This window comes from Companilactobacillus kimchii DSM 13961 = JCM 10707 (assembly GCF_001435445.1).
Taxonomy (GTDB): Bacteria; Bacillota; Bacilli; order Lactobacillales; family Lactobacillaceae; genus Companilactobacillus; species Companilactobacillus kimchii.
Map to the genome: position 1 here is coordinate 1 of NZ_AZDH01000006.1, position 21,824 is coordinate 21,824.

Sequence of the window (21,824 nt, forward strand, 5' to 3'; positions counted from 1 at the left end):
AACAAGATATATATTACCAATCGAATAAGAGAGTTGCAACCCTTTTTTACAAAAAATTCTGATTTTTTTCAAAATCTCCTAAATTAACTCGTTGATTATTTTCACACAGTGATTATAGTATTTTTGAAGGCAAACAAAAAGCGCTAGAAATCATTTTACTGACTTCTAACGCTTATCTCATTATTTACTTAATTCTGGTGCATCAGTTTGATACAAGTCAACCATGGACTTATTATCATTCTGTTCAATCAAACTAGTACCCTTCTTCTTCTCTGCTGCCTTTAATTTCTTCAAAGCAGTACTCTTCTTATATGAGTAATCCTTCTTATTGACAGTTTCAAATCCAGGTAGCTTGTGGAACCTTAAGAGATCCCCATTAATAACCCTATCTGATAGAGACAATTCCGTTGTTACCTTGTTAGATAGTTTTTCTTTCTCAGTCTTCGAGATCTTTTTATCTACTTTACCAGTCTTGGTATTGTAGTAGGTACTTCCAACTTTAGTGACCGTTGGTGATACAAAATCACCATTTCTAAATGCCACTACTTGCGAATGTTCACTTGATAGTAAATCACTACCAAATTGAATCATGTTCTTATTATCAACACCTAAAAGATTCAAGATAGTTGGTAAGACGTCAATCTCACCACCATAAGTATGATTGATTCCGCCTTTTAGTCCATCCATATGAATCATAAATGGTACACGTTGATACTGAGCATTATTAAAATCATTGAATCCTTTAATACCCGTAAGTTTAGCCATGGCCTTCTTATGATTATCAGAAATACCATAGTGATCACCATAAAAGACGACCATACTCTTCTTATCTAAACCTGTAGCCTTAAGCCAATCCATGAATTCACCAATAGACTCATCTAAGTATCTAGCTGTTTGAACGTAACCATCAACAGTTTTATCACCGGTATCAGTCTTAGATATACTTTGGTTCTTCTTGTCCAATGTATATGGATAATGGTTCGTAACTGTAATCAACTTAGCATAGAAAGGTTGTGGCAATTGTTCAATATATTGTGTTGAATCTTTAAGGAAAATCTTATCCTTCATACCATAACCAACGTTATAACTCTTCTTTTGTTTATAGTAATTAGAACTAAAGAAGTAATCATAGCCCCATGACTTATAAGCATTATCACGATTCCAGAAACTTGGAACATCCCCATGGAATGAAGCAGTAGTATAACCATCTTGATCCAAAATTGCAGGTGCAGCTTGGAAAGTATTGCTTGTACCATCAGTAACCATAGCTGACCCTTCTGGCAAACCAAAGAGTGAATTCTCAAGCATTAATTCGGCATCGGCAGTCTTACCTTGTCCAACTTGGTTAAAGAAGTTATCGAAACTCAATGTATTGTTTTCATGATAAATCTTATTAAGATTAGGTGTTACTTCTTCACCATCCCACTTATAGTCAATCATGAATTGTTGTAAACTCTCCAAGTGAATAATGAAGACGTTCTTACCCTTAGCAACCCCTGAATATTCAACATTAGGTTGAACGTAATTATCCTTCATATATTTTTCAATTGAATCAATATCAGAACTCTTTGCTTGCGACTTAACAGCATTTGTCTTTGTTGTCTTAACCAAATCATAAATATTAAAGACATTAAGGCCTAAATACTTAACGATATAGTTATTATCGAAAGTTCTTGTCAATAATTGTGAACGATCACTTTCAGCTAAAGTTAAATTAGCACCAAACAGCAATACAGCTAATGAACTAATTAAAACTGGAATACGCCAATTAAGACGTTTGACATCCATCTTTATAACATGAAAGGCCAATAATAATATTAAGACAATAACATCAAGAAAAACTAGAAAATCGGTTGGTTTCAAAATTCCCATGATACTTTTACCCAGGTTGTTGGTTACTGAACCAGAACCCTTGATAAGTACCATTGTTAGAAAGTCTGAGAATTCACGATAATACAAAATATTCGAGAATAGCCAAACCGAATCTAAGAAATCAATAATCAGAAGAAAGATGTATGACTTTCTTCCCTTCATATATAAAGCAATTCCAAACAGCAATAGCATGATTGGAATCGGATTGATAATCATTAAAAATGTCTGAATCGATCCTTTTACACCTAAGTTAAACTTAGTTGTATAAGCATAAATCGTTTTCAGAGTGTATAAAAACACAGCTAGAAGTACAAATCCTAGCCTAGTGTTTAGAAACTTGGAAATACCTTTAGTAATACGCTTCATTATTTTCGCTCCATAGATTTATTAGCAACTTGTTGTTCAATTTTTGGTTTCTTTGAAACTGCGATAATCCCTAAGAACATCCCCAAATAATACGTAATAAATCTCCATAAAAACATACCTAAAATCAAGCCTGACGAAGAAGGTATGAATCCAGCAAATAATGTCTTAAAACTGAATTCCGCCCCACCTGATCCACCAGGAATTGGAAAGATTGAGACAATCATAACAATCATAATATGCATAACTAATACATCGATTATATTTACGTGGTCACAATTCAAAGCCAATAAAACAAAATAAACCACAAAGTAGTATAGGAATAATTGCACGATTGTTAGAAGTGATGCTTTAATCACTTTCTTTTTCTCCTGCTTTAAAACTAAACTTTCCTTATAGAAACTATCAATGCTGTTTATAGCTGACTGTAAAATTTTATCACGTTTTTCTTCTTTTAGAAAAAATAAAACCGGTTTCAAAATAATTTGTACCATTTTTTTTGTAAAATCGTAGTAATACATGATCATTAACAAGAACGAAATTGTTACAACGTGAATTACCATTCCAAAAACAATCAAAGTCGCTAATCCAGAAAAGTGCTTAGCAACACTACTAAAACTTACTAACATGGCTACGATGAAATTGACTAGTACCATCGCTTGATAAATAACAAACTTCATCAATAAGACCGAACTAGCACGACCACCGTCGATTTTTGATTGCATCAAACCAAGTAACTGTGCGGGTTGACCACCTGAAGAAAAAGGCGTGATAGCATTAAAAAGCGCCTGAAGTAAGGGAATACGATACATCTCCCACCAACCAAACTTACGATCCTCTTTCTTTTTCAGTAGCGTATGCAATACCATAGCCTCGACACCATATGACAATAGGATTGATAAAAACGCTACTGCAAGCCAAAAATAATTTAAACTCTTAAACGTTGAAACCAAGGAATTAAAGTGAATATTTCTAGCTTCCCACCAGAAAATACCAATTCCTAATCCCAACATCACAAAAATTGCTGCTATATGTTTTCTACTCATTATTTATCCTGTTTAGCAATATTATATTGTTCTGTATAAAAGTCATACCAAATTTTACTCAAATTATCTTCTGAGTATTGGTTGGCAGCCTTTTTAGATTTTTTCTTGAAATCCTCTAAAATTGAACGATCTTGATTAGCATGATTAATAAAGGCATTCATATCTGAAAAGCCATCAGCTTTTTGATAGTAGCCATCAATAATTGCACGATATAGTTCTAAATCTCTCAATAGTACTGGAGCACCACAACTGAAAGCTTCTAAAACTGACATTGGGAACAACTCATCGTATGAAGGTAACAAGAATAAATCACAAATATTATAATAGTTAACCAAATCATTACGATCAACAATTCCTGTGAAGATCATGTTCTTAGGCGCATTATCAATCATATCTTTATAACGGTCATAACCATCGGTGATCTTACCAAATGAAAAGCCACCTGCCCAAATAAACTGAATATCTGGGTTAACTTGTGCTAATTTATAAAAATCATCGATTCCCTTACGTTCTTGAACTTGTCCATCACCAAAAACGACAAATTTATCTTCTGGAACACCAATCTTTTTACGGAAAGCAGCCTTTTCCTCAGCACTCTTTTCGTAAAAATTATCAGTTGAAACAAAATTAGGGATATATTTGATCTTCTTACGATCCAAACCATGTGCTACCAACTTGTCAATAAAAGTTGGATTAACAACCACGATTTGATCCATGCGCTTGTAAAAACTAATTACATAATTATAAAAAATACCACGTGCCGGTTGAGGCAATTTGATACTCCCCTCCAAAGTTTCTGGAAGAAAATGCACATAGCCTATCTTACGGCCTCTTTTTTTAGAAAATGTAGATAAGTAGAACTGTGGATCAATTGTATGGTAATGACTTAAATCACTGCGATGATAGTCATTTATCTTAATATCAAATTCATCACTAAAACGATCTTTTAGCAAATTAACCAATTCAATATAGGCACTACCTACACCTTGGCCTGCAACTTTATCTGCGGATGAAAACATGTTTATTTTAATCATTAGAATACTCCTCTGGATCGATTGATGAATCTGAAAGCTTCTCTCTGACGAAGTAATCCTCGGCATGACGATAGAAATCAAGAATCGAGTTACCAAATCCATCTGATGAAATACCATACAGTACCTTTTGACGAGCTTCACGGTCATCAAATGAATTAGGGTGATCGAGATATGTCTTAATCTTAGGTACTAACTGGTCATCTTGACTGAATGTTACACCAACTGATGGATCAGTCAACAAGGCATCAGTATAAGGTGCACTTCTAACTACTATTTTTAAGCCTGAAGCAATCGCCTCAATATAAGTTAGTCCCTGTGATTCTGTATCACTTGAAGATACAAAGAGATCAGCCATGTGATAGTATGGTGAAATTTCATCATGGGCTACTTCACCGGTAAAAATAACATTATCGGTAATATTTAGGTCCTTACTCATTTGAACTAGTTCTTCCATATCGGGACCATCACCAACAATTACCAACATAATTTTTGGATTATATTTTAATAATTCTGGCATGGATCTAAGCATATGATCAATTTTTTTCTCTAAAGCAATACGGCTAAGCATCAAAATGACCGGTGTATCTTCTGCTATACCCAATTTCTCTCGTATAACTGAAGCATTAACTGGTTTCGTATATTCTGACAAATCAACCCCTGTTGGGACAATTGAAATTGGTGTTTTGATGCCATAACGATCCAAAGTCTCTCTTACTTGCTTACTTGGAGCAACTACCCCTGAAGCATTCTTCAAAAACAACTTTGTCATTTGCTTAACGTGATATGGCTTCAACAAATGACCATTTAAGACATAATGCAAATAATCTTCATACATCGTGTGATATGTATGAACAAATGGAATCTTTAATTGTTTAGCGACAAACTTTCCTATCATTCCTAAAGAAAATTCTGTCTGTGTATGAACGATATCAAGTTTTAACTCTTTAGCCAACTCAACTGCATGGAACATCCCACGAATAGCAATTCTTCTATCAGTAAATGAGATAAAAGGCACACTTGCTAAGCGAAAGATATTAGGTTCAATTGTATTCTTAGGTACATTGGGATCTGTTGTCGTAAAAATATAAACAGAATGACCTTTTCTCTCTAGATCATTCTTCAATGTTTGAATTGATGTTGCTACCCCACTAACTTGTGGAAAGTACGTATCAGTAAAAATTCCGATGTTCATAAGATCACATCTCCTTGCAAACTCTATAAAGTAGATTATAACAAAAAAATGAGGGAAGAACTTCCCTCATCTCTGCCTTACTTTATTAATTTACTAAAACTCTTATTCTGCATCAAGAAATAGAAAATCACCGCACCGATAGCTACAACAACTAACTCACCTAGTCCAACCGTAACAAAGTTCAAAGCAAATGGTAATTTCAAGACAAAATGCAATTCTGCCCCAACAATTAATCCATTCACAACGGCACAAATCACAGGTACTAGCCATAGAAATTTTGTCTTAGCAGGAACTCTTGTAATCAAGTAACAAGCAATTGCTGTTGCTAATGTTCCTAAAACTAAATCATATGCCCCTAATGATGCACTAAAGATATTTGAGATAAAACATCCAATAATCAGAGACCAACTATATTTATGATTAAAAAATGGCAATAACATCAAAATCTCTGAAACTCGAAATTGGATTTGACCGTAGGAAAACGCCGAAATAACAGGTGCAATTGTTACTGCTACATAAAGCGCCGCTACCAAAGCCAATTGTGTGATATCTCTTACTTTTAAATTACTCAAAATAAAACCCTCCACTGTTTTAATTAATTCCGCAGGTTCATCAGTGTAAACTGCTCTTAATAGGTTATCTTATTTTTAACTTGGTATCAAGCTAATAAAAAAGACAAAACCACTTATCGGCTTTGTCTTAATAATTTAGTCTAATGTTCCGCGTTCACGTAATTGTTCATCAATTAAATCAAGAACTTTTTGACGATCTTCAGGATTCTCAACAAAATCATACTTGTCGCCATCGATTTTCATCTTAGGACTGTAATCATAATCGTCATACCAACCATCATAACGGCTAAGTAGTTGATGATAATATTCTGGCAAAGTTGGATCTTGTTCTGGCTGTTCATATGAACGACCACGTTTTTCGATACGGTGAATCATTGTGTCATATGAAATATCCAAATGTACCAATAGATCAGGTGCCTTTTTAGCGGCAGCATATGGTAATTCTTGCATCATATTGTCTAGAAGTTCATCGTAAACCTTTACTTCTTGAGGAGTAGCTCTACCCATGTCAGCATTCATATGGAAGAATAGTGAATCTTCGTAAATTGAACGGTCCAAAACATTATTGTCCTGTACCATTGCTTTCTTAATTGAATCAAAACGTTTATTCAAAAAGTAAATTTGTAGTAAAAATGCATATTTCTTAGGGTCTTTATAAAACAATGGCAAAACCGGATTATTATCAACTTGTTCATAGAAAGCCTCAGTTCCTAAGTGTTCTGATAAAATAGTCGCCAATGAACTCTTTCCGGCTCCAATTGCGCCGCTCAATACGATCATCATTATTCTCCTCCGTAGCTTTTTAATTCTTTATTTGATTTGTTAATTTGCAAAAAAACAACATTCACTATGATACCACTTCAATTCTATATATTGTATATATTTTTGAAATTTCACCATATGTGGTATTTATCACAAGCAACAATCACCTTATTAATAACGTTTTTTAATAATAAAATATTATTTATCCCTAAGCCCTATCGTATTCCCTTTAATCATTCTATAATTGGACTGTACTAATCAAGAAAGGGGAAGAAACATGGGGAATAAATTACGAAATATTTTCAGTGCTCTCATAGCTGGACTAGCTGTCGTGGTTTTGGCTTTTACTTTTAATAGTAACAATGTTGAGGCTGCTACAAATTATGATAGTTCACAAATGATCACAAGTGGTTATATCAAGAATCAAGATAAAATTTATAGTATGAGTAGTACTGTACCACTCGTATATGAGTACGACTCAACTGGCTTCAATCTTCAAAATGGAGATACTTTAACTATTGATGTACCAAGTCCTTTGGCTGTCACAGCAAATGACAAACCATTCAATGTTGTTGGTGATAATGGTGAAGTCATTGGTACTGCAATTTTAAACAGCAGTAATCAAATTGTTGTTACTTTCAACGAGAATGTTGAAGAACTAGAAAGTGTCAAGGGAACACTTTCTATCAATACAGGTGTCACCGTAGATCGTAATAAAGCTCAAGTTGGTTCAAACGATGTTGATTTTCCTATCAAAAATGGAAATACTCAACAAAGCATTCTTCAAACTAAAGCTAGTGACAAAAACATCTCAAAAAAGGGTGTCTTTGGTACTGATGCCGAAGGTAACGAAATCGTTACTTGGACTATCCTTGCCAACCGTAATGAATTAAATTTCGGAACAATGAGCGTCTTTGATACTATTACTGATCCTAATCTTGAATATATATCTGGCTCTGTTGTCGTTCAAGAGGCTACTTGGAAGGATAAGGAAACTGGTACCTACAAACGTGGAGATACTGTTCCTTCAAGCAATTACACTCTAAATGAGTCTGGAAATGGATTTGATCTAACTATTCCAAATTCTGGAAAACAAATGTACGCTATAACCTTCCAAACTAAAGTTACTGATCCAAGCAAAGTAACGGATGGAACAGTTTTTAGAAACGACGCTACAATGACAGGAAAAATTACTGGAAACGGTAATGAATCTCAAGAGATCAAAGAAACAGCTTCTGGGAAAGTTTCTAGTGGAACTAATTCTGGTAATGGTAGTGGTAACAAACTTGGCAGTGCTACATTGACTAAATTCAATGAGCAAGACGAGACTACTCCACTAGCAGGCGCTGTTTATGACCTTTATAAAGTTGGTTCAGATACCCCTGTTCAAACTAATTTAACAACTGATGAAAATGGTCAAATCAAATTAACTAACCTTAGTGCTGGCGACTATTATTTCAAAGAAGTCACAGCTCCTGCTGGTTATCAATTGAATGAAAACGAAATTCCATTTACCATCACTGGACAAACTACAACCCCTGTTCAAGTAACTGGTGTTGACGAACCTGAAAAAGAGGAATTAGGTTCAATTGTTATTAAGAAAATTGATGCCGAAACTGGCTACAAATTAGCCGGTGCCGAATTTAACATTGTTAATGATAAAGGTGAAGTTGTTGGAACAATCACTACCGACCGTTTAGGTCTTGGCCATTTCTACAACCTACCAGTTGGACATTATAAATTAGTTGAAACTAAAGCTCCCGAAGGTTATCTCAAAGGCGAAGATATTGAATTCGATATTAGTGCTGATAATCTAACACCAAAAATGATTTCCGTTGAAAACGAAAAAGAAATTACTGGTGAAAATGGCTATAGTGCAGTTCTTCAAAAATTTGATCGTGATGATTTAACAGTTGGCGTCCCTGGTGCTGAATATACTCTTTATGGTGATGATGGTATTGCTCTAGAAACTGCTGTAACAAATGAGCTAGGTGTTATCAAAATTGACAATCTTAAACCTGGCAAGTATTACTTCCTAGAAACTAAAGCTCCTGAAGATTATGATTTAAATCCTGATAAGATTCCATTTACTATCACTGAGAACTCCAATGAGACCGGTGTTGGTACATTAGAAACATCAGACCCTAAGACCGTCACAACTGAACCTGGTGATAATAACAACGGTAATGAAGGTAATACTCAAGAACCCGGCAATAATAACAATGGCAACGAAGGTAACACTCAAGAACCTGGCGACAATAATGGTAATGAAGGCAATACTTCTAAACCCGATGAAAATGGTAACGGTGATAAAGATGACAACGATAGTGGTTTAATCGTTGATCCTGAACATCCCGCTACAGACAATAACAATAATGAAGGTGGACTTATCACTAACCCATTGAACCCTGGCACTTCAAATAATGGCAATAGTTCTACTTCAGAATCCAATACTGACAAACTCCCTCAAACTGGTACTAAATCTGGTTTACTAGCAAGTCTTTTAGGATTCGTTCTTCTAATTAGTATTGTTTATCTTAACCGTCGTCATGCTTAATTAATTGCATAAAAAATGGACTGAGAATTTTTTCTCAGTCCATTTTTTTGTCTCAATATATTTTTAGAAAGCTCCACCACCGGAACCTCCTCCAAAACCACCAGACGAGCCTCCTGAGAAACCGCCTGATCCACCTGAGATACTTGAGCCCCCTGCTGAAATTGCTCCTGTGAAAGCCGTTTGGAAGCCTGTATTGCTGTTAAGAAACCTACTACTTCCAATATAGTAATATGCAATGGCCGAATTATTGACCACATCAGCTCCAAAATTAACTTTCAAAGCCTTAATTACTTTGTCAGAGACACCGAAGATAACTGCATATGGTAAGAAACGTTCCCAAAGAATGATATCACCAACTTCAGCCATCTTAATATCATCAATATCTTCTAGCATTCGTTTAAAGGCTCTAATCTTGTTAACCTCTTCTTCACCTAAATCTGTATACGGTGTAATTTTCTTCTTTATAATCGCATATGGTATCCAAGCTACAAGGCCAATAACTACTAGAATTGCGCTACTAAGTAGAACTGTACTGCTGAGAATTAAGGAAATCATCAGCATGATACCCAGAATAATATCGACAGCTATTGTGGCAACTTTAAAACTGTCAACCAAATTCATATTTCCTAAGTCTAAATATTTTTCTCGACCTTTAGCTGCATCTTTAGCCCATTTATCAAATTTTTTAGTCATCTTATCATCATTACCGCGAGCAAATTTGCGAATATCTTTCAAGCGGACCGATTTACCATCGCCGATTTTCTCAATTAGATATTTAAAGAATTCATTGGTTGGCGGAACCAAAGCCGTAATTTGATAGTCCTTACCGATCTTATCAATCTTCATACGACGATAACCAACTTCATTCAATAAATCAGCTGTTAAAGAGTTGCTATCAGCTTTTGACTGACGATCCAAAATCACTTCGGTAAAACTAGGAATAAATTCTGGCTCATCAAACAAATGATGCAACGGTGTTGGTATTTGATGCTTTTGTCCCGGATTTTTGCGTAATTTAATAAATTGATAGAGATAAATAATAACAATAACCGCTCCAGCAATCGCCATCATTATCCAATAAAAATTCTTTTCTCGTTGACGTCTAGCATTGGCCGCTTCAGCTTTTGATTTTTCAGCAGCTAGAATTCTTGCTTTAGCCTTTTTGTTCACGATATTTTTATTATCAGCGGTTACAATTGTGGGAAAAATAACGTGACTTTCAACTGATTGATTAGCAGGCAATTCATCTAAGGTCATTACTACTTGCCCTTTTTGCTTATTCACTTCAGTATGTCCCGCTAATGGTCCATGTGTCCAGGCTTGCAACTGCGTAATATTTTTCTCTGGAAAATTCAAGGTTAACTTGATGTTATTCAAATCGTTATCCCAACCATTACCAATAATTTTCCAATTTAACTCAGCTGTATCTAAATAATTAGTGATTACTCCATAAAGTTGATATTTATAAGTATATGTCACCATCTCTGAATCAACCGCATGATAAACTTTCATATCCATTGAATTGTCAGTTCTAGTAACTTTAACAGTATTATTCTGATTTGAATCATTATTAACTAAAGTCTTAGCTCCAGCCCCATTATTATAAGTAACGACTGGATCACTGGCGCCCTTAATCCCCTTTAAATCCTGATTATAATAAACACCATGATAATCGCCCTGAAAATCATAAACAATCTTTTGTGTTAAATCAGCGTTGCCATCTTTTTTGATGTTTACAGTAACGTCATAATTTTTGACTGTGAATTTATCAGCTTTTACATCAGTGGTAGTTTGAAGTGCTAGAAAAATTGCTAAGAAAGCAAATAACAGCCCTACTAGTTTTTTCATTTGATCCCCCGTTGAATCATTAATAGACTAATTTTATCATATTCTAACACTTTAAAAATTTAGGTAAAAAAAAAGCGATCAACCAAAAGGTTAATACGCATTCTTAACAATACGTTGAATCTCTCTTTCTTGATCACGTTTTTTAATTGTTTCACGTTTATCGTATTTTCTTTTACCTTCAGCTACGCCAATCAATACTTTAGCAAAACCATGCTTTAAGTAAACCTTCAAAGGAATTACAGTAATTCCCTTTTCTTGAACTGTTGAGCTTATTTTACGGATTTCCTTCTTATGTAAAAGCAATTTACGATTTCTCAATGGATCGTGATTAAATTGATTTCCTTGATCATAAACGCTGATATTAACGTTTTCTAACCAAAGTTCCCCATTATGGGGTTGAACGAAACCATCTTTAATATTGATTTTACTAGCACGAACTGATTTAATCTCAGTTCCTGTCAAAGAAATACCCGCCTCATATGTATCTAAAATATTGTAGTCATGACGAGCCTTACGATTATTGGCTACTTCATTAGCAGCCTTTGTGTGATGTTTCTTCATCGTTCATCACCGGCTTTCGTATTTACCACGTCTCTTATGGTTATTATTGTTGTGACTATTACTACTATTACCGTTACCACGTTTGTCATTATGACGTCCATGTCCACCACGGCCACGACCATGCTGCATTGAACGCTTCTTCTTAAATTCGGCTTCACGCTTATCGGCTTGTTCTTGTTCCTCAGGTGTTAGAACACGTTCAAAATCAATTTGACGATGCTCAACATCAGCTCTGATCAATTTAACTTTGATTGGTTGTCCAACCTTAAATGTCTTACCAGTACCACGACCATGCATGGACATGCTCTTTTCATCATATTCATAGAAGTCATCCTTCATGTTTGAAATATGAATCAAACCTTCAACAGTATTATCCAACTGAATAAACATTCCAAAGCTAGTTACAGAACTGACAACAGCATCGAATTCACTACCAACTTGATCAGCCATATATTCAGTCTTCTTCAAATCATCAACCGCACGTTCAGCATTGATAGAAATTCTTTCACGGCCAGAAGTATGCTCAGCAACATCTGGTAATTTTTCTTTCCATTTAGCTTGTTCATCATCAGTAAAGCCATTAACAGCATAACTGTGAATCATACGATGAACCATCAAATCAGGATAACGTCTGATTGGTGAAGTAAAATGAGTGTAATACTTAGCAGCCAAACCAAAGTGACCCAATGGATTGTCAGAATATCTAGCTTGTTGCATACTACGCAATAACATAATTGTGACAACTGGTTCTTCAGGTGTACCAACAACCTTTGATAAAACTTCTTGGAACATCTTTGGTGTAATTTCTTTCAAATTACCTTGAACTTGAACTCCCATTGCGGCAACAAATTCAAAGAAATTCTTAACCTTTTCATCATCTGGCTTTTCATGGACACGATACAAGAATGGTACGTGTTTCAAATTATAATTCATGGCTACAGTTTCATTAGCAGCTAACATGAATGATTCAATCATCTTTTCAGATGTTCCACGTTCTCTTAACTTGATATCAATTGGCTTACCATTTTCGTCAACAATAATTTGTGCTTCAGTTTCTTCAAAGTCAATGGCACCACGTTCATGACGCTTATTGAATAAAATTTCATGAAGATCAGCCATGTTTTTCAACATTGGAACTAATGGTGCATATTCTTTAGTAAGAAGTTCGTCACCCTTCAAAATTTCATTAACATTATTATATGTCATACGATACTTAGATCTGATCACACTAGGATAGATATCATATTTAACAATATCACCTTTGTGATTGATTTCCATATCACATGTCAAAGCCAAACGATCTTCATCAGGGTTCAAAGAACAAATACCGTTAGATAATCTGAATGGCAACATTGGAATTACTCGGTCAACCAAGTAAGTACTTGTTCCACGAGCATAGGCTTCTTGATCAATTGGTGAGCCCTCTGTGACATAATGTGTAACATCAGCAATATGAACTTCCAAGTGGAAGTTACCATTTGGCAACATATCAACACCAACGGCATCATCAAAGTCTTTTGAATCATCCCCATCAATAGTGATAACCATATTATCAGTTAAGTCTTTACGACCTTCTTTTTCACTATCCAAAACATGATCAGGAATTTCTTCAGCAGCCTTAAGAACTTCACTTGGAAATTCGGGATTAATATCATTATCAACCACGATTGACATAATATCGACACCAGGATCATTCTTGTTACCAATTACCTCCAGCGCTGTACCTTCCATACTTTGAGGATGCTTATCATCAGGATATTCATCAATAGAAACTTGAACCATATCCCCCATTTGTGGATGGAGACCCTTATCAGAAATGAAAATCATATATGAAGCAATTTTCTTTTCGTGACTTTGAATATAACCGTAGAAACCAGTCTTTTCAACTTGTGAATCACTGTATGGATGGAATTCACCAACAACTTTTGTTAATGATCTCTCTACAATTTTAGTGATTTCACCTTCAGGTCCCTTGTCAATCCAAGGATTTGATGGCTTAGTAATCTTTACGTCAACAACATCACCGTTAACAGCATGTAAAGTATTACTTCTAGCAATAAAAGCATCTGGTTCTACTTCATCATAACGAACAAAACCGAATCCTTTATCATTACCCTTAAATTCACCCTCAACTGTTGTTTCAGGTGCAGCCATCTTGAATTCATCTTTATTAGTTAAACTAATCTTGCTTTCGCCTTCCAAAACAGCCAAAGCTTTAACAACACGTTTAAAGGCTGAAGCTCCGTGCATTCGTAATATATCTTCTATTTGTTCAGACTTGTAGCGGCGATCAGGATTACTTCTGAAAACCTCTAATATATCTGCAATTAATTTATTTTCTTTATCTGGCATTTCTATCCTCAATTATTTTCTAAAAAGTTTAACACGGCACTCTCCAATTCATGGTGAGCACTGTTGATGGTTAGGACATGTCCTGCATCATACCAATGCAGCTGTGCTGTTCCAACCTTTTGAGCCACAATTTTTGCGGCATCCGGATTTACTAATTTATCACTCGTACCTTGACCAATAAAATATGGTCGATTTATTTCAGCCAAATTTTCAGTTACACCAACGGTAGTTTTACTTATCTCCGTCAACATCGAATCTATCTTAGAGTCAACAACTCTAATTTTAGAATCAATCTCAACTTCTGTTAAGCCCTGTTGAACAGAATACACCTTTTTTGCGTAGGTCATAAAGGCATTTCTAATTTCCCGAAAGTTACTTGTATACAGTGGCGATCCGAAGACACCACCTGACACTATTTCTGGAATTTCTTCTAAAGCTTTAGTAGCAAAAATTGCTCCTAAGGATAACCCAAAAACTGAAATTTGTTTTTTTCCTTGGGCTTTTAAGAAATCCACTGCTTCAAGTGTTTGTTCCCACCAATGATCAGGTCCGCCAAAATTTAAAATATCCAATGGCTCAGGAGTTCCGTGACCGGCAAACATTGGGGCATACACAGAATAACCGCTGCGTTCCAAGAATCTACCTAGTAATCGCATATCATTAGCCGTGCCTGAGAAAGAATGCAAAAGAAGAACTGCACTTGAACCCTTATCAAAATAAAACGGTTGGGGCGTTAAAATTTTCATATCACAAATGCTCCTTATAACAAAAAACCTCCTGAGTAACTTTCAGGAGGAATAAATTGCTTAGTGAGATGATAAGTATACTAGTATCAATGAACAAACGAAAAATAATACTAGTAAAACGTAGGTAACCTTAACCATAAAGGCTTCGAAACCACGTTTCTTTTGGTTGCTGAATAGGTCGCCACCACCACCAGACAATGCATTCAAAGCATCTTGTTGCTTTGTAGGTTGCATTAAGACGGCAATTATTATCAAAATGGAAACGATTATCAACACTGTTTCAATAACGTTATACACCTGTAAAACCTCCGTTCATGGTGTTGAAAGCTGAAATCACTTCTAAAACAATAACATAAAATGGGTCAAATTTCTAGTTAATTCCATTAATCATGTTCTTTAACTTCCGTGATATTTTAGCTCTCTGACCAGCATTTACCATGACTACAATCCTATCTCCTGCTTTGATAAGCGTATCGCCATTAGGTATCAATTGACGTTCTCCTCGATAAACCCCAACAACCAAAATATCTTTAGGAAATGGAATGTCACGTATATATTTACCATCGATTGAACTACCTTCATAAATTGGTACTTCCAAACGATCAGTAAACTTACTAACACGATTTAAATAGTCAGAATTTAAATTCAATCTTTCTTTCAACGATTCATAGATTGGTGCACCATTCAATAGATCCACCACGATATACGCCACTAATGACAACACAGCCAAAGGCATCAGATGCTTCAATGAACCAACCATTTCAGTTACCAGAATAATAGCTGTAAATGGTGCTTTACCGATACAAGCAAAGTAACCGGCCATCGCAAAGATAATCAGATTACTTTCAAAAGCAATCGGCAACAAACCTAATTGGTTCATTACTACTGCATAGATGGCACCAATAATAGCTCCCAAGTTTAAAATAGGTAGAAAAATACCACCAGGTAAACCTGATCCATATGAAATCATTGAATAAACAAACCTTAAAACTAATAATCCTAATAGAAATAAGAGACTTGTTCCATATTTATCTAGGTTGATAATAATGCCATTACCACCACCGATGAATTGTGGAACAGCCATTCCAATAGGAACAATTAGGATCAAAGGAATAATACCATGAATAAATCGAGGTAATCTGGTCTTTTCGTAAATTGATGGCATTGCCAACAAAACGATTTGATAGAGTCGTCCCATTAATCCTAAAACAATTCCCAAAATAACTAAATGCCAATAATATTTTATCGGCAAACTATATTGATATGGTACTTGTAAAACAGGTTGTAAGCCAAAGACGTAGAGTGAAATAACATTGGCACTGACTGCACTAGCTAAAGAGGTTACCCAAACTAATGGTGAAAAATTATGATAAACCTCTTCCAAAACAAACATTGCCCCTGCAATCGGCGCACTGAATGCTGCTGATAAACCGGCAGCTGCTCCACTAGCTACCAAGACACGTTGATTTACACCACGATTGTCATGTGTTAATTCCCCAACACCTTGCCCAATAGCCGACCCTAGTTGAATTGAAGGTCCTTCGCGTCCTAGAAAAAGACCAGGACCAATACTCAAAATACCTCCGACAAATTTGCGCCATAAAATTGACCACCATTTTAGATGCATCTCGCCACCTAATTGTGCCTCAACTTGTGGGATACCTGAACCAGAGATATTAGGTTCTTTCTTAAGCAAATAGCCAACAAAGATTGCCACAATAACCATGGCAACCAATAAACCAATTAACAAACTCAAATTGCTTCTAGCTGTTACATAAAGCCCTTGAAAAACTTTTAATGATTGAGCTATTGACCATCTAAACATACTTACAACAATTCCTGAAATTACTCCGACCAGAACACCTTCTAAAGTCAGTTTTAACTTTTCATTATCAGTAATTGCTACCTTCATTTTTATCCCCTACATTAAAAGTTTAGTTTTGGAACATCATAAACTGATGGTGAAGGTTGATAGAAACCAGCTTCAAGCAACTCCATATCAGTCAAGATTTCTTCATCAGTTACCAATCTTGGTTTCTTATTAACTAATGTTTGATAAACAGAATCATAATACAAACCATAATCCCCTAATGGTGTCTTAATTTGTTTTTCAATCCAATCTCCATTAGCATTTCGATACTTGGCCAAACCATAATACATTGGACTATCTTCTCCAAATCCAGATGTTCCTGGCATAATACCAGCCTTAAGATCATTTTCTTGTTGATCAGCACCGTATTTAATAAACGAGCCATTCATGCCATGAACTATGAAACGAGGATACTCTTTGGCAACATCAGTACTTACTTTAACCTTAACCTTCATCTTTGTGCCATAATGCAAATCAACATCGAAATAATTATCCACAGCATCACTAACTTCGGTATTACGGATATCGTAAACAACCTTATCAGGACGACCAAAGATAGCAACCATACGATCCATCAAATGAATTCCTAAACCATAGAATTCACCTTGTTCTTTTGTTCCTTTACCATTAACTGTATTAGGACGGTAATAATCAATATGTGATTCAACTTCGACAATATCGCCCAAGAATCCTTGATCGATAACCTGTTTAGCGGCCAAATAGTCACCATCAAAACGACGATTTTGATATGGCATAACTAAAACATTATTATCTTTACCTAATTGAATCAATTCACGTGCATGATCCAAAGTATCAACGAATGGTTTTTCAACGATAACTGATTTCTTGGCTTCAATTACACTCTTAGCTAATTGATAATGTGTTTGAGCTGGAGTACAAATTGTTACTAAATCAATTTCGGGATCATTTAAAATATCATTTAAATCATTAGTGAAATTAACCCCTTTATCACGATAAGGTTTAGCCAAAGTCTCATTAACTGCCTTACGTGTATAAACTGTCTTTACTTGAAAATCTTTTCGAATATTCAAATATGGCAAATGATAGCGATTGGCCGATTTACCAAATCCAATAAATGCAATTTTTAATGTCATTTAATTCTCCTCCAACTATTTCTACTTATGATTTTTACTTAAATTTGATTTTAGTAATGCTTAGCTTCCCGTCCTCCGCAACAAGAAAATCTGGCTGAAACGCCATAGGCCGACTGGAAGCTAATGAATTTGCATTTCGTACAAATCCATGGATCTTCAAGTTCGGCCTTTACCTAAGCAATAAATTGCTAAGGTAAATTTTATGGCTGAGCCAATTTTCTTGTTGCTCCGGACTAGCATCCATTCTATTGTTTACAATCTTAAAATTTTAGCCAGTAAAAACAGCGTTTATTTAGATATTCAATACCCTAAATCACTTAAATCCTTTTCCACTTAAACTAAAGCTCACAATATTTATCCCACTACATAGGATTGATATCAATTTCCATCAAATATAAGTAAAAACTCCACTTATACATTGTACAAAAAAATGACACAAAAAAAACAGCCCTAAGGCTGTTTTAATTAATTACTTAAAGTAATTATTTGTTTAAGTTGTAGAAACTCTTGATACCCTTGTATTCTGATTGGTCACCAAGTTGATCTTCAATTCTCATCAATTGGTTATACTTAGCAATACGGTCTGTACGGCTCATTGAACCAGTCTTGATTTGACCTGCGTTTGTAGCAACAACAAGGTCAGCAATTGTAGTATCTTCTGTTTCACCTGAACGGTGAGAAACAACGGCTGTGAAGCCAGCTTCTTTAGCCATTTCGATAGCTTCGAATGTTTCTGTAAGTGTACCGATTTGGTTAAGCTTGATAAGGATTGAGTTTGAAACTCCCATTTCAATACCCTTCTTCAAGTAGTCTGTGTTTGTAACGAACAAGTCATCACCAACAAGTTGTACTTTCTTACCAAGTTTAGCAGTAACTTTTTGCCAGTCTTCCCATTCGTTTTCATCGATAGGATCTTCGATTGTAACAACTGGGTACTTGTCAACGATACCATCAAGCAAGTCGATAAATTCGTCTGTTGAAAGAACAGCACCGTTTTCGCCTTCACCCTTTAGTTCGTACTTGTGAGTGTCTTTGTTGTAGAATTCTGATGAAGCACAGTCAAAACCAATAGCAACGTCGTCGCCAGGCTTGTAACCAGCTTTTTCAATAGCTTCAACCAAAATCTTGAATGGTGCTTCGTTGTTTTCTAGATCAGGAGCGAAACCACCTTCATCACCAACAGCTGTGTTCAAGCCACGGCTTTCAAGAACCTTCTTCAATGATTGGAAAGTTTCTGAACCCATACGTACGGCTTCACGCATTGATTTTGCACCAACAGGTACAATCATGAATTCTTGGAAGTCAACGTTGTTGTCAGCATGCTTACCACCATTGATAACGTTCATCATAGGTGTTGGCAATACGTGAGCATTAGGACCACCAAGGTATTCGTACAATGGAAGACCTAATTCGTCAGCAGCAGCACGAGCAGCAGCAAGTGAAACACCAAGAATAGCGTTAGCACCCAAAGTACCCTTGTTTGGTGTACCGTCAAGGTCGATCATAGCTTGGTCAATGGCACGTTGGTCAGTAACGTCCATGCCGATAACCTTTTTAGCAATCTTGTCGTTTACGTTAGCAACGGCTTTAAGAACACCTTTACCACCAAAACGTGATTTGTCGCCATCACGTAGTTCGACAGCTTCGTGTTCACCAGTTGAAGCACCTGATGGAACAAGTGCGCGGCCAAAGCCACCTAGTTCAGTATATAGTTCAACTTCAACAGTTGGGTTACCACGTGAATCAAGAACTTCACGGCCTAAAATATCAGTAATTACAGACATATTTTAAAAATCTCCTTTATGATTTTAATACAACACAATTTTAACCTTTTTGGCACTTAAAATAAATAACTTATATAAAACTAATTATTTATTGAAGTTAGCCAAAGCAATATATGATTCTGGATCCATTGATGCACCACCAACAAGTCCACCATCAATATCTTCTTTAGCCATTAATTCTTTAACGTTAGCAGGTTTTACAGAACCACCGTAAAGGATACGTACTTTATCAGCAGTGTCAGCATCATACAAGCTAGCAATCTTTTCACGGATTACGTGAACCATTTCTTGTGCTTGATCAGCAGTAGCAGTCTTACCAGTACCGATAGCCCAGATTGGTTCGTAAGCGATAACTGATTTAGCTAAGTCAGCAGCAGAAATGCCTTTAACAGCATTTTCGATTTGACCTGTTACCCAGTCTTCAGCTTTTCCAGCTTCACGTTGTTCTAGTGTTTCACCACAGCAAATGATAGGTAGCATGTTGTTCTTCAAGATAGCAAGGGCTTTCTTGTTGATGTCTTCATCAGTTTCGCCGAAGTATTGTCTTCTTTCTGAGTGACCAATGATTACATAGTCAATACCCATTTCGTCAAGTGCTTTAGGTGAAGTTTCACCAGTAAATGCACCAGCATCTTCGAAGTATGAGTTTTCAGCAGCTGTCTTCAATGGTGTGCCTTCTGCACCTGCAACAAGTGTTGTAAGATCGATGGCTGGAGCACCAATGATAGTTTCAACGCCAGATTCTGGCAACTTACCTTTGATACCGTCTAAAAATTCTTGAGTTTCTTTAGGATTCTTGTTCATCTTCCAGTTACCCGCAATAATAGGTGTACGCATAAATTAATTCTCCTCTGAAAAATAATAATTATTTATCTGAAATTGAGTCGATACCAGGTAATACTTTACCTTCAAGGTATTCTAGTGAAGCACCACCACCAGTTGAGATGTGTGTTAGCTTATCAGCAATACCAAGACTCTTAGCAGCAGCAGTTGAGTCACCACCACCAACAATAGTAATAGCATCTGTTAGGCTACCCATAGCACGTCCAACTTCTAGTGTACCTTCAGCAAACTTGCTCATTTCGAATGCACCCATTGGTCCATTCCATACAACAGTCTTTGCACCCTTTAATTTGTCTTGGAACAATTTAACTGTCTTAGGTCCGATATCAAGAGCCATTTCATCATCAGGAATATCAACACCATCTGTTGTTGTAGCATCAGCGTCATTTGAGAATTCCTTAGCAACGATGTGGTCTACAGGAAGAACAATCTTGTCACCAGCTTTTTGAAGGAGGTCCTTAGCTAGTTCAACTTTATCTTCTTCGAATAGAGACTTACCAATCTTGTGGCCTTGAGCAGCTAAGAATGTATAAGCCATACCACCACCGATTAAGATGTGGTCTGATTTTGGAATTAAGTTTTCAATAACACCAATCTTATCTGAAACCTTTGCACCACCAAGGATTGTTACGAATGGGTGTACAGGATTGTCAACGGCGTTACCTAAGAACTTGATTTCCTTTTCCATTAAGAAACCAGCAGCAACTGGCTTACCAGCAGCCTTCATAGCTGTTGAAATACCAACGTTTGAAGCATGGCTTCTGTGGGCTGTACCGAAAGCATCGTTGATAAATACGTCACCAAGTGATGCCCAGTATTCGCCAAGTTTAGGATCGTTCTTGCTTTCACGTTTGCCGAAGTCGTTATCGATATCTTGGAAACGAGTGTTTTCCATCAATAGGATTTGACCGTCTTTAAGATCGTTGATAGCATCTTCAAGTTCTTTACCTTCGTTAGTTGGTACGAACTCTACAGGCATACCGCTTAATTCTTGAAGTTTAGCAGCAACTGGCTTCAATGATAAAGCTTTCTTGTCTTCATCACTCTTAATACGACCCAAGTGAGATAGCAAGATAACCTTTCCACCATGTTCTGAAACATATTTGATTGTTGGGATAGCACCAACGATACGGTTTGTATCGCCGACAACACCATCTTTAATAGGAACGTTGAAATCAACACGCATTAAGACTTTTTTGCCTTTTACGTCAACGTCAGAAACAATAAGTTTAGCCATTGTAAATAAATCCTCCAATATTTTCCTTAAAAAAAAGCGGAAGGAGTTTTCCTCCCTCCGCCAATTTAAA

17 protein-coding genes are annotated in these 21,824 nt (G+C 36.0%); 1 reads left to right on the top strand and 16 read right to left on the bottom strand.

What is annotated here, in order from left to right; all coding sequences use genetic code 11:
- Positions 1–180: 180 nt before the first annotated feature.
- From FC97_RS03510 to FC97_RS03535, 6 genes are all read right to left on the bottom strand, one after another.
- Complete coding sequence (locus tag FC97_RS03510; RefSeq protein ID WP_054643128.1) at positions 181–2,238, bottom strand: LTA synthase family protein; 2,058 nt, start codon at positions 2,236–2,238, stop codon at positions 181–183.
- On the bottom strand, positions 2,238–3,281 hold the full coding sequence (locus FC97_RS03515; RefSeq protein WP_054643127.1) for a lysylphosphatidylglycerol synthase transmembrane domain-containing protein: 1,044 nt from the start codon (positions 3,279–3,281) through the stop codon (positions 2,238–2,240). The genes FC97_RS03510 and FC97_RS03515 overlap by 1 nt, the downstream gene beginning before the upstream one ends.
- A complete protein-coding gene (locus FC97_RS03520) occupies positions 3,281–4,315 on the bottom strand; it encodes a glycosyltransferase family 4 protein (RefSeq protein ID WP_056967807.1) in 1,035 nt (344 codons plus the stop codon). The genes FC97_RS03515 and FC97_RS03520 overlap by 1 nt, the downstream gene beginning before the upstream one ends.
- Entirely contained in the window at positions 4,308–5,507 is a 1,200-nt protein-coding gene (locus FC97_RS03525) for a glycosyltransferase family 4 protein (RefSeq protein WP_054643126.1), read from the bottom strand. The genes FC97_RS03520 and FC97_RS03525 overlap by 8 nt, the downstream gene beginning before the upstream one ends.
- A 77-nt stretch (positions 5,508–5,584) precedes the next feature.
- The gene (locus FC97_RS03530) at positions 5,585–6,079 is read right to left on the bottom strand and encodes a QueT transporter family protein (RefSeq protein ID WP_025085902.1); all 495 of its coding nucleotides are present in this window, start codon (positions 6,077–6,079) and stop codon (positions 5,585–5,587) included.
- Between the two features lie 135 nt (positions 6,080–6,214).
- Complete coding sequence (locus FC97_RS03535; RefSeq protein WP_054643134.1) at positions 6,215–6,859, bottom strand: deoxynucleoside kinase; 645 nt, start codon at positions 6,857–6,859, stop codon at positions 6,215–6,217.
- Positions 6,860–7,118: 259 nt separating this feature from the next.
- On the opposite strand from FC97_RS03535, the gene FC97_RS03540 reads away from it, so the two are divergent.
- Positions 7,119–9,398 carry an LPXTG cell wall anchor domain-containing protein gene (locus FC97_RS03540; RefSeq protein ID WP_054643125.1) on the top strand — a complete coding sequence of 760 codons (2,280 nt, stop codon included), beginning with the start codon at positions 7,119–7,121 and terminating at the stop codon, positions 9,396–9,398.
- Between the two features lie 63 nt (positions 9,399–9,461).
- Here FC97_RS03540 and FC97_RS03545 read toward each other — a convergent pair whose 3' ends face one another.
- The 10 genes from FC97_RS03545 to FC97_RS03590 form a co-directional block, all read right to left on the bottom strand.
- Positions 9,462–11,246 carry a DUF2207 domain-containing protein gene (locus FC97_RS03545; protein ID WP_054643124.1) on the bottom strand — a complete coding sequence of 595 codons (1,785 nt, stop codon included), beginning with the start codon at positions 11,244–11,246 and terminating at the stop codon, positions 9,462–9,464.
- 90 nt (positions 11,247–11,336) lie between these two features.
- Positions 11,337–11,807: an SsrA-binding protein SmpB gene (smpB, locus tag FC97_RS03550; RefSeq protein WP_025085067.1), complete on the bottom strand. Its 471-nt coding sequence runs from the start codon at positions 11,805–11,807 to the stop codon at positions 11,337–11,339.
- A gap of 6 nt (positions 11,808–11,813) precedes the next feature.
- On the bottom strand, positions 11,814–14,159 hold the full coding sequence (rnr, locus tag FC97_RS03555) for a ribonuclease R (RefSeq protein ID WP_054643123.1): 2,346 nt from the start codon (positions 14,157–14,159) through the stop codon (positions 11,814–11,816).
- Positions 14,160–14,167: 8 nt separating this feature from the next.
- Positions 14,168–14,905 (bottom strand): alpha/beta hydrolase, encoded by a 738-nt coding sequence (locus FC97_RS03560; protein WP_054643122.1) that lies wholly within the window; start codon positions 14,903–14,905, stop codon positions 14,168–14,170.
- Between the two features lie 60 nt (positions 14,906–14,965).
- Positions 14,966–15,202 carry a preprotein translocase subunit SecG gene (secG, locus tag FC97_RS03565; protein ID WP_025085070.1) on the bottom strand — a complete coding sequence of 79 codons (237 nt, stop codon included), beginning with the start codon at positions 15,200–15,202 and terminating at the stop codon, positions 14,966–14,968.
- Positions 15,203–15,275: 73 nt separating this feature from the next.
- Positions 15,276–16,817 carry a ClC family H(+)/Cl(-) exchange transporter gene (locus FC97_RS03570; RefSeq protein WP_054643121.1) on the bottom strand — a complete coding sequence of 514 codons (1,542 nt, stop codon included), beginning with the start codon at positions 16,815–16,817 and terminating at the stop codon, positions 15,276–15,278.
- A gap of 14 nt (positions 16,818–16,831) precedes the next feature.
- The gene (locus FC97_RS03575) at positions 16,832–17,890 is read right to left on the bottom strand and encodes an oxidoreductase (protein WP_054643120.1); all 1,059 of its coding nucleotides are present in this window, start codon (positions 17,888–17,890) and stop codon (positions 16,832–16,834) included.
- A 482-nt stretch (positions 17,891–18,372) separates the two neighbouring features.
- On the bottom strand, positions 18,373–19,674 hold the full coding sequence (gene eno, locus FC97_RS03580) for a phosphopyruvate hydratase (RefSeq protein ID WP_054643119.1): 1,302 nt from the start codon (positions 19,672–19,674) through the stop codon (positions 18,373–18,375).
- A gap of 84 nt (positions 19,675–19,758) precedes the next feature.
- Positions 19,759–20,511, bottom strand: a complete 753-nt coding sequence (tpiA, locus tag FC97_RS03585) for a triose-phosphate isomerase (protein WP_025085074.1) — start codon at positions 20,509–20,511, stop codon at positions 19,759–19,761.
- Positions 20,512–20,539: 28 nt separating this feature from the next.
- Entirely contained in the window at positions 20,540–21,754 is a 1,215-nt protein-coding gene (locus FC97_RS03590) for a phosphoglycerate kinase (RefSeq protein ID WP_054643118.1), read from the bottom strand.
- Between the last annotated feature and the right edge of the window lie 70 nt (positions 21,755–21,824).

What these genes read in the sequence shown, in the direction of transcription:
- FC97_RS03510 (WP_054643128.1), bottom strand. Translation starts at nt 2,238, where the DNA reads ATGAAGCGTATTACTAAAGGTATTTCCAAGTTTCTAAACACTAGGCTA.
- FC97_RS03515 (WP_054643127.1), bottom strand. Translation starts at nt 3,281, where the DNA reads ATGAGTAGAAAACATATAGCAGCAATTTTTGTGATGTTGGGATTAGGA.
- FC97_RS03520 (WP_056967807.1), bottom strand. Translation starts at nt 4,315, where the DNA reads ATGATTAAAATAAACATGTTTTCATCCGCAGATAAAGTTGCAGGCCAA.
- FC97_RS03525 (WP_054643126.1), bottom strand. Translation starts at nt 5,507, where the DNA reads ATGAACATCGGAATTTTTACTGATACGTACTTTCCACAAGTTAGTGGG.
- FC97_RS03535 (WP_054643134.1), bottom strand. Translation starts at nt 6,859, where the DNA reads ATGATCGTATTGAGCGGCGCAATTGGAGCCGGAAAGAGTTCATTGGCG.
- FC97_RS03540 (WP_054643125.1), top strand. Translation starts at nt 7,119, where the DNA reads ATGGGGAATAAATTACGAAATATTTTCAGTGCTCTCATAGCTGGACTA.
- FC97_RS03545 (WP_054643124.1), bottom strand. Translation starts at nt 11,246, where the DNA reads ATGAAAAAACTAGTAGGGCTGTTATTTGCTTTCTTAGCAATTTTTCTA.
- smpB (WP_025085067.1), bottom strand. Translation starts at nt 11,807, where the DNA reads ATGAAGAAACATCACACAAAGGCTGCTAATGAAGTAGCCAATAATCGT.
- rnr (WP_054643123.1), bottom strand. Translation starts at nt 14,159, where the DNA reads ATGCCAGATAAAGAAAATAAATTAATTGCAGATATATTAGAGGTTTTC.
- FC97_RS03560 (WP_054643122.1), bottom strand. Translation starts at nt 14,905, where the DNA reads ATGAAAATTTTAACGCCCCAACCGTTTTATTTTGATAAGGGTTCAAGT.
- FC97_RS03570 (WP_054643121.1), bottom strand. Translation starts at nt 16,817, where the DNA reads ATGAAGGTAGCAATTACTGATAATGAAAAGTTAAAACTGACTTTAGAA.
- FC97_RS03575 (WP_054643120.1), bottom strand. Translation starts at nt 17,890, where the DNA reads ATGACATTAAAAATTGCATTTATTGGATTTGGTAAATCGGCCAATCGC.
- eno (WP_054643119.1), bottom strand. Translation starts at nt 19,674, where the DNA reads ATGTCTGTAATTACTGATATTTTAGGCCGTGAAGTTCTTGATTCACGT.
- tpiA (WP_025085074.1), bottom strand. Translation starts at nt 20,511, where the DNA reads ATGCGTACACCTATTATTGCGGGTAACTGGAAGATGAACAAGAATCCT.
- FC97_RS03590 (WP_054643118.1), bottom strand. Translation starts at nt 21,754, where the DNA reads ATGGCTAAACTTATTGTTTCTGACGTTGACGTAAAAGGCAAAAAAGTC.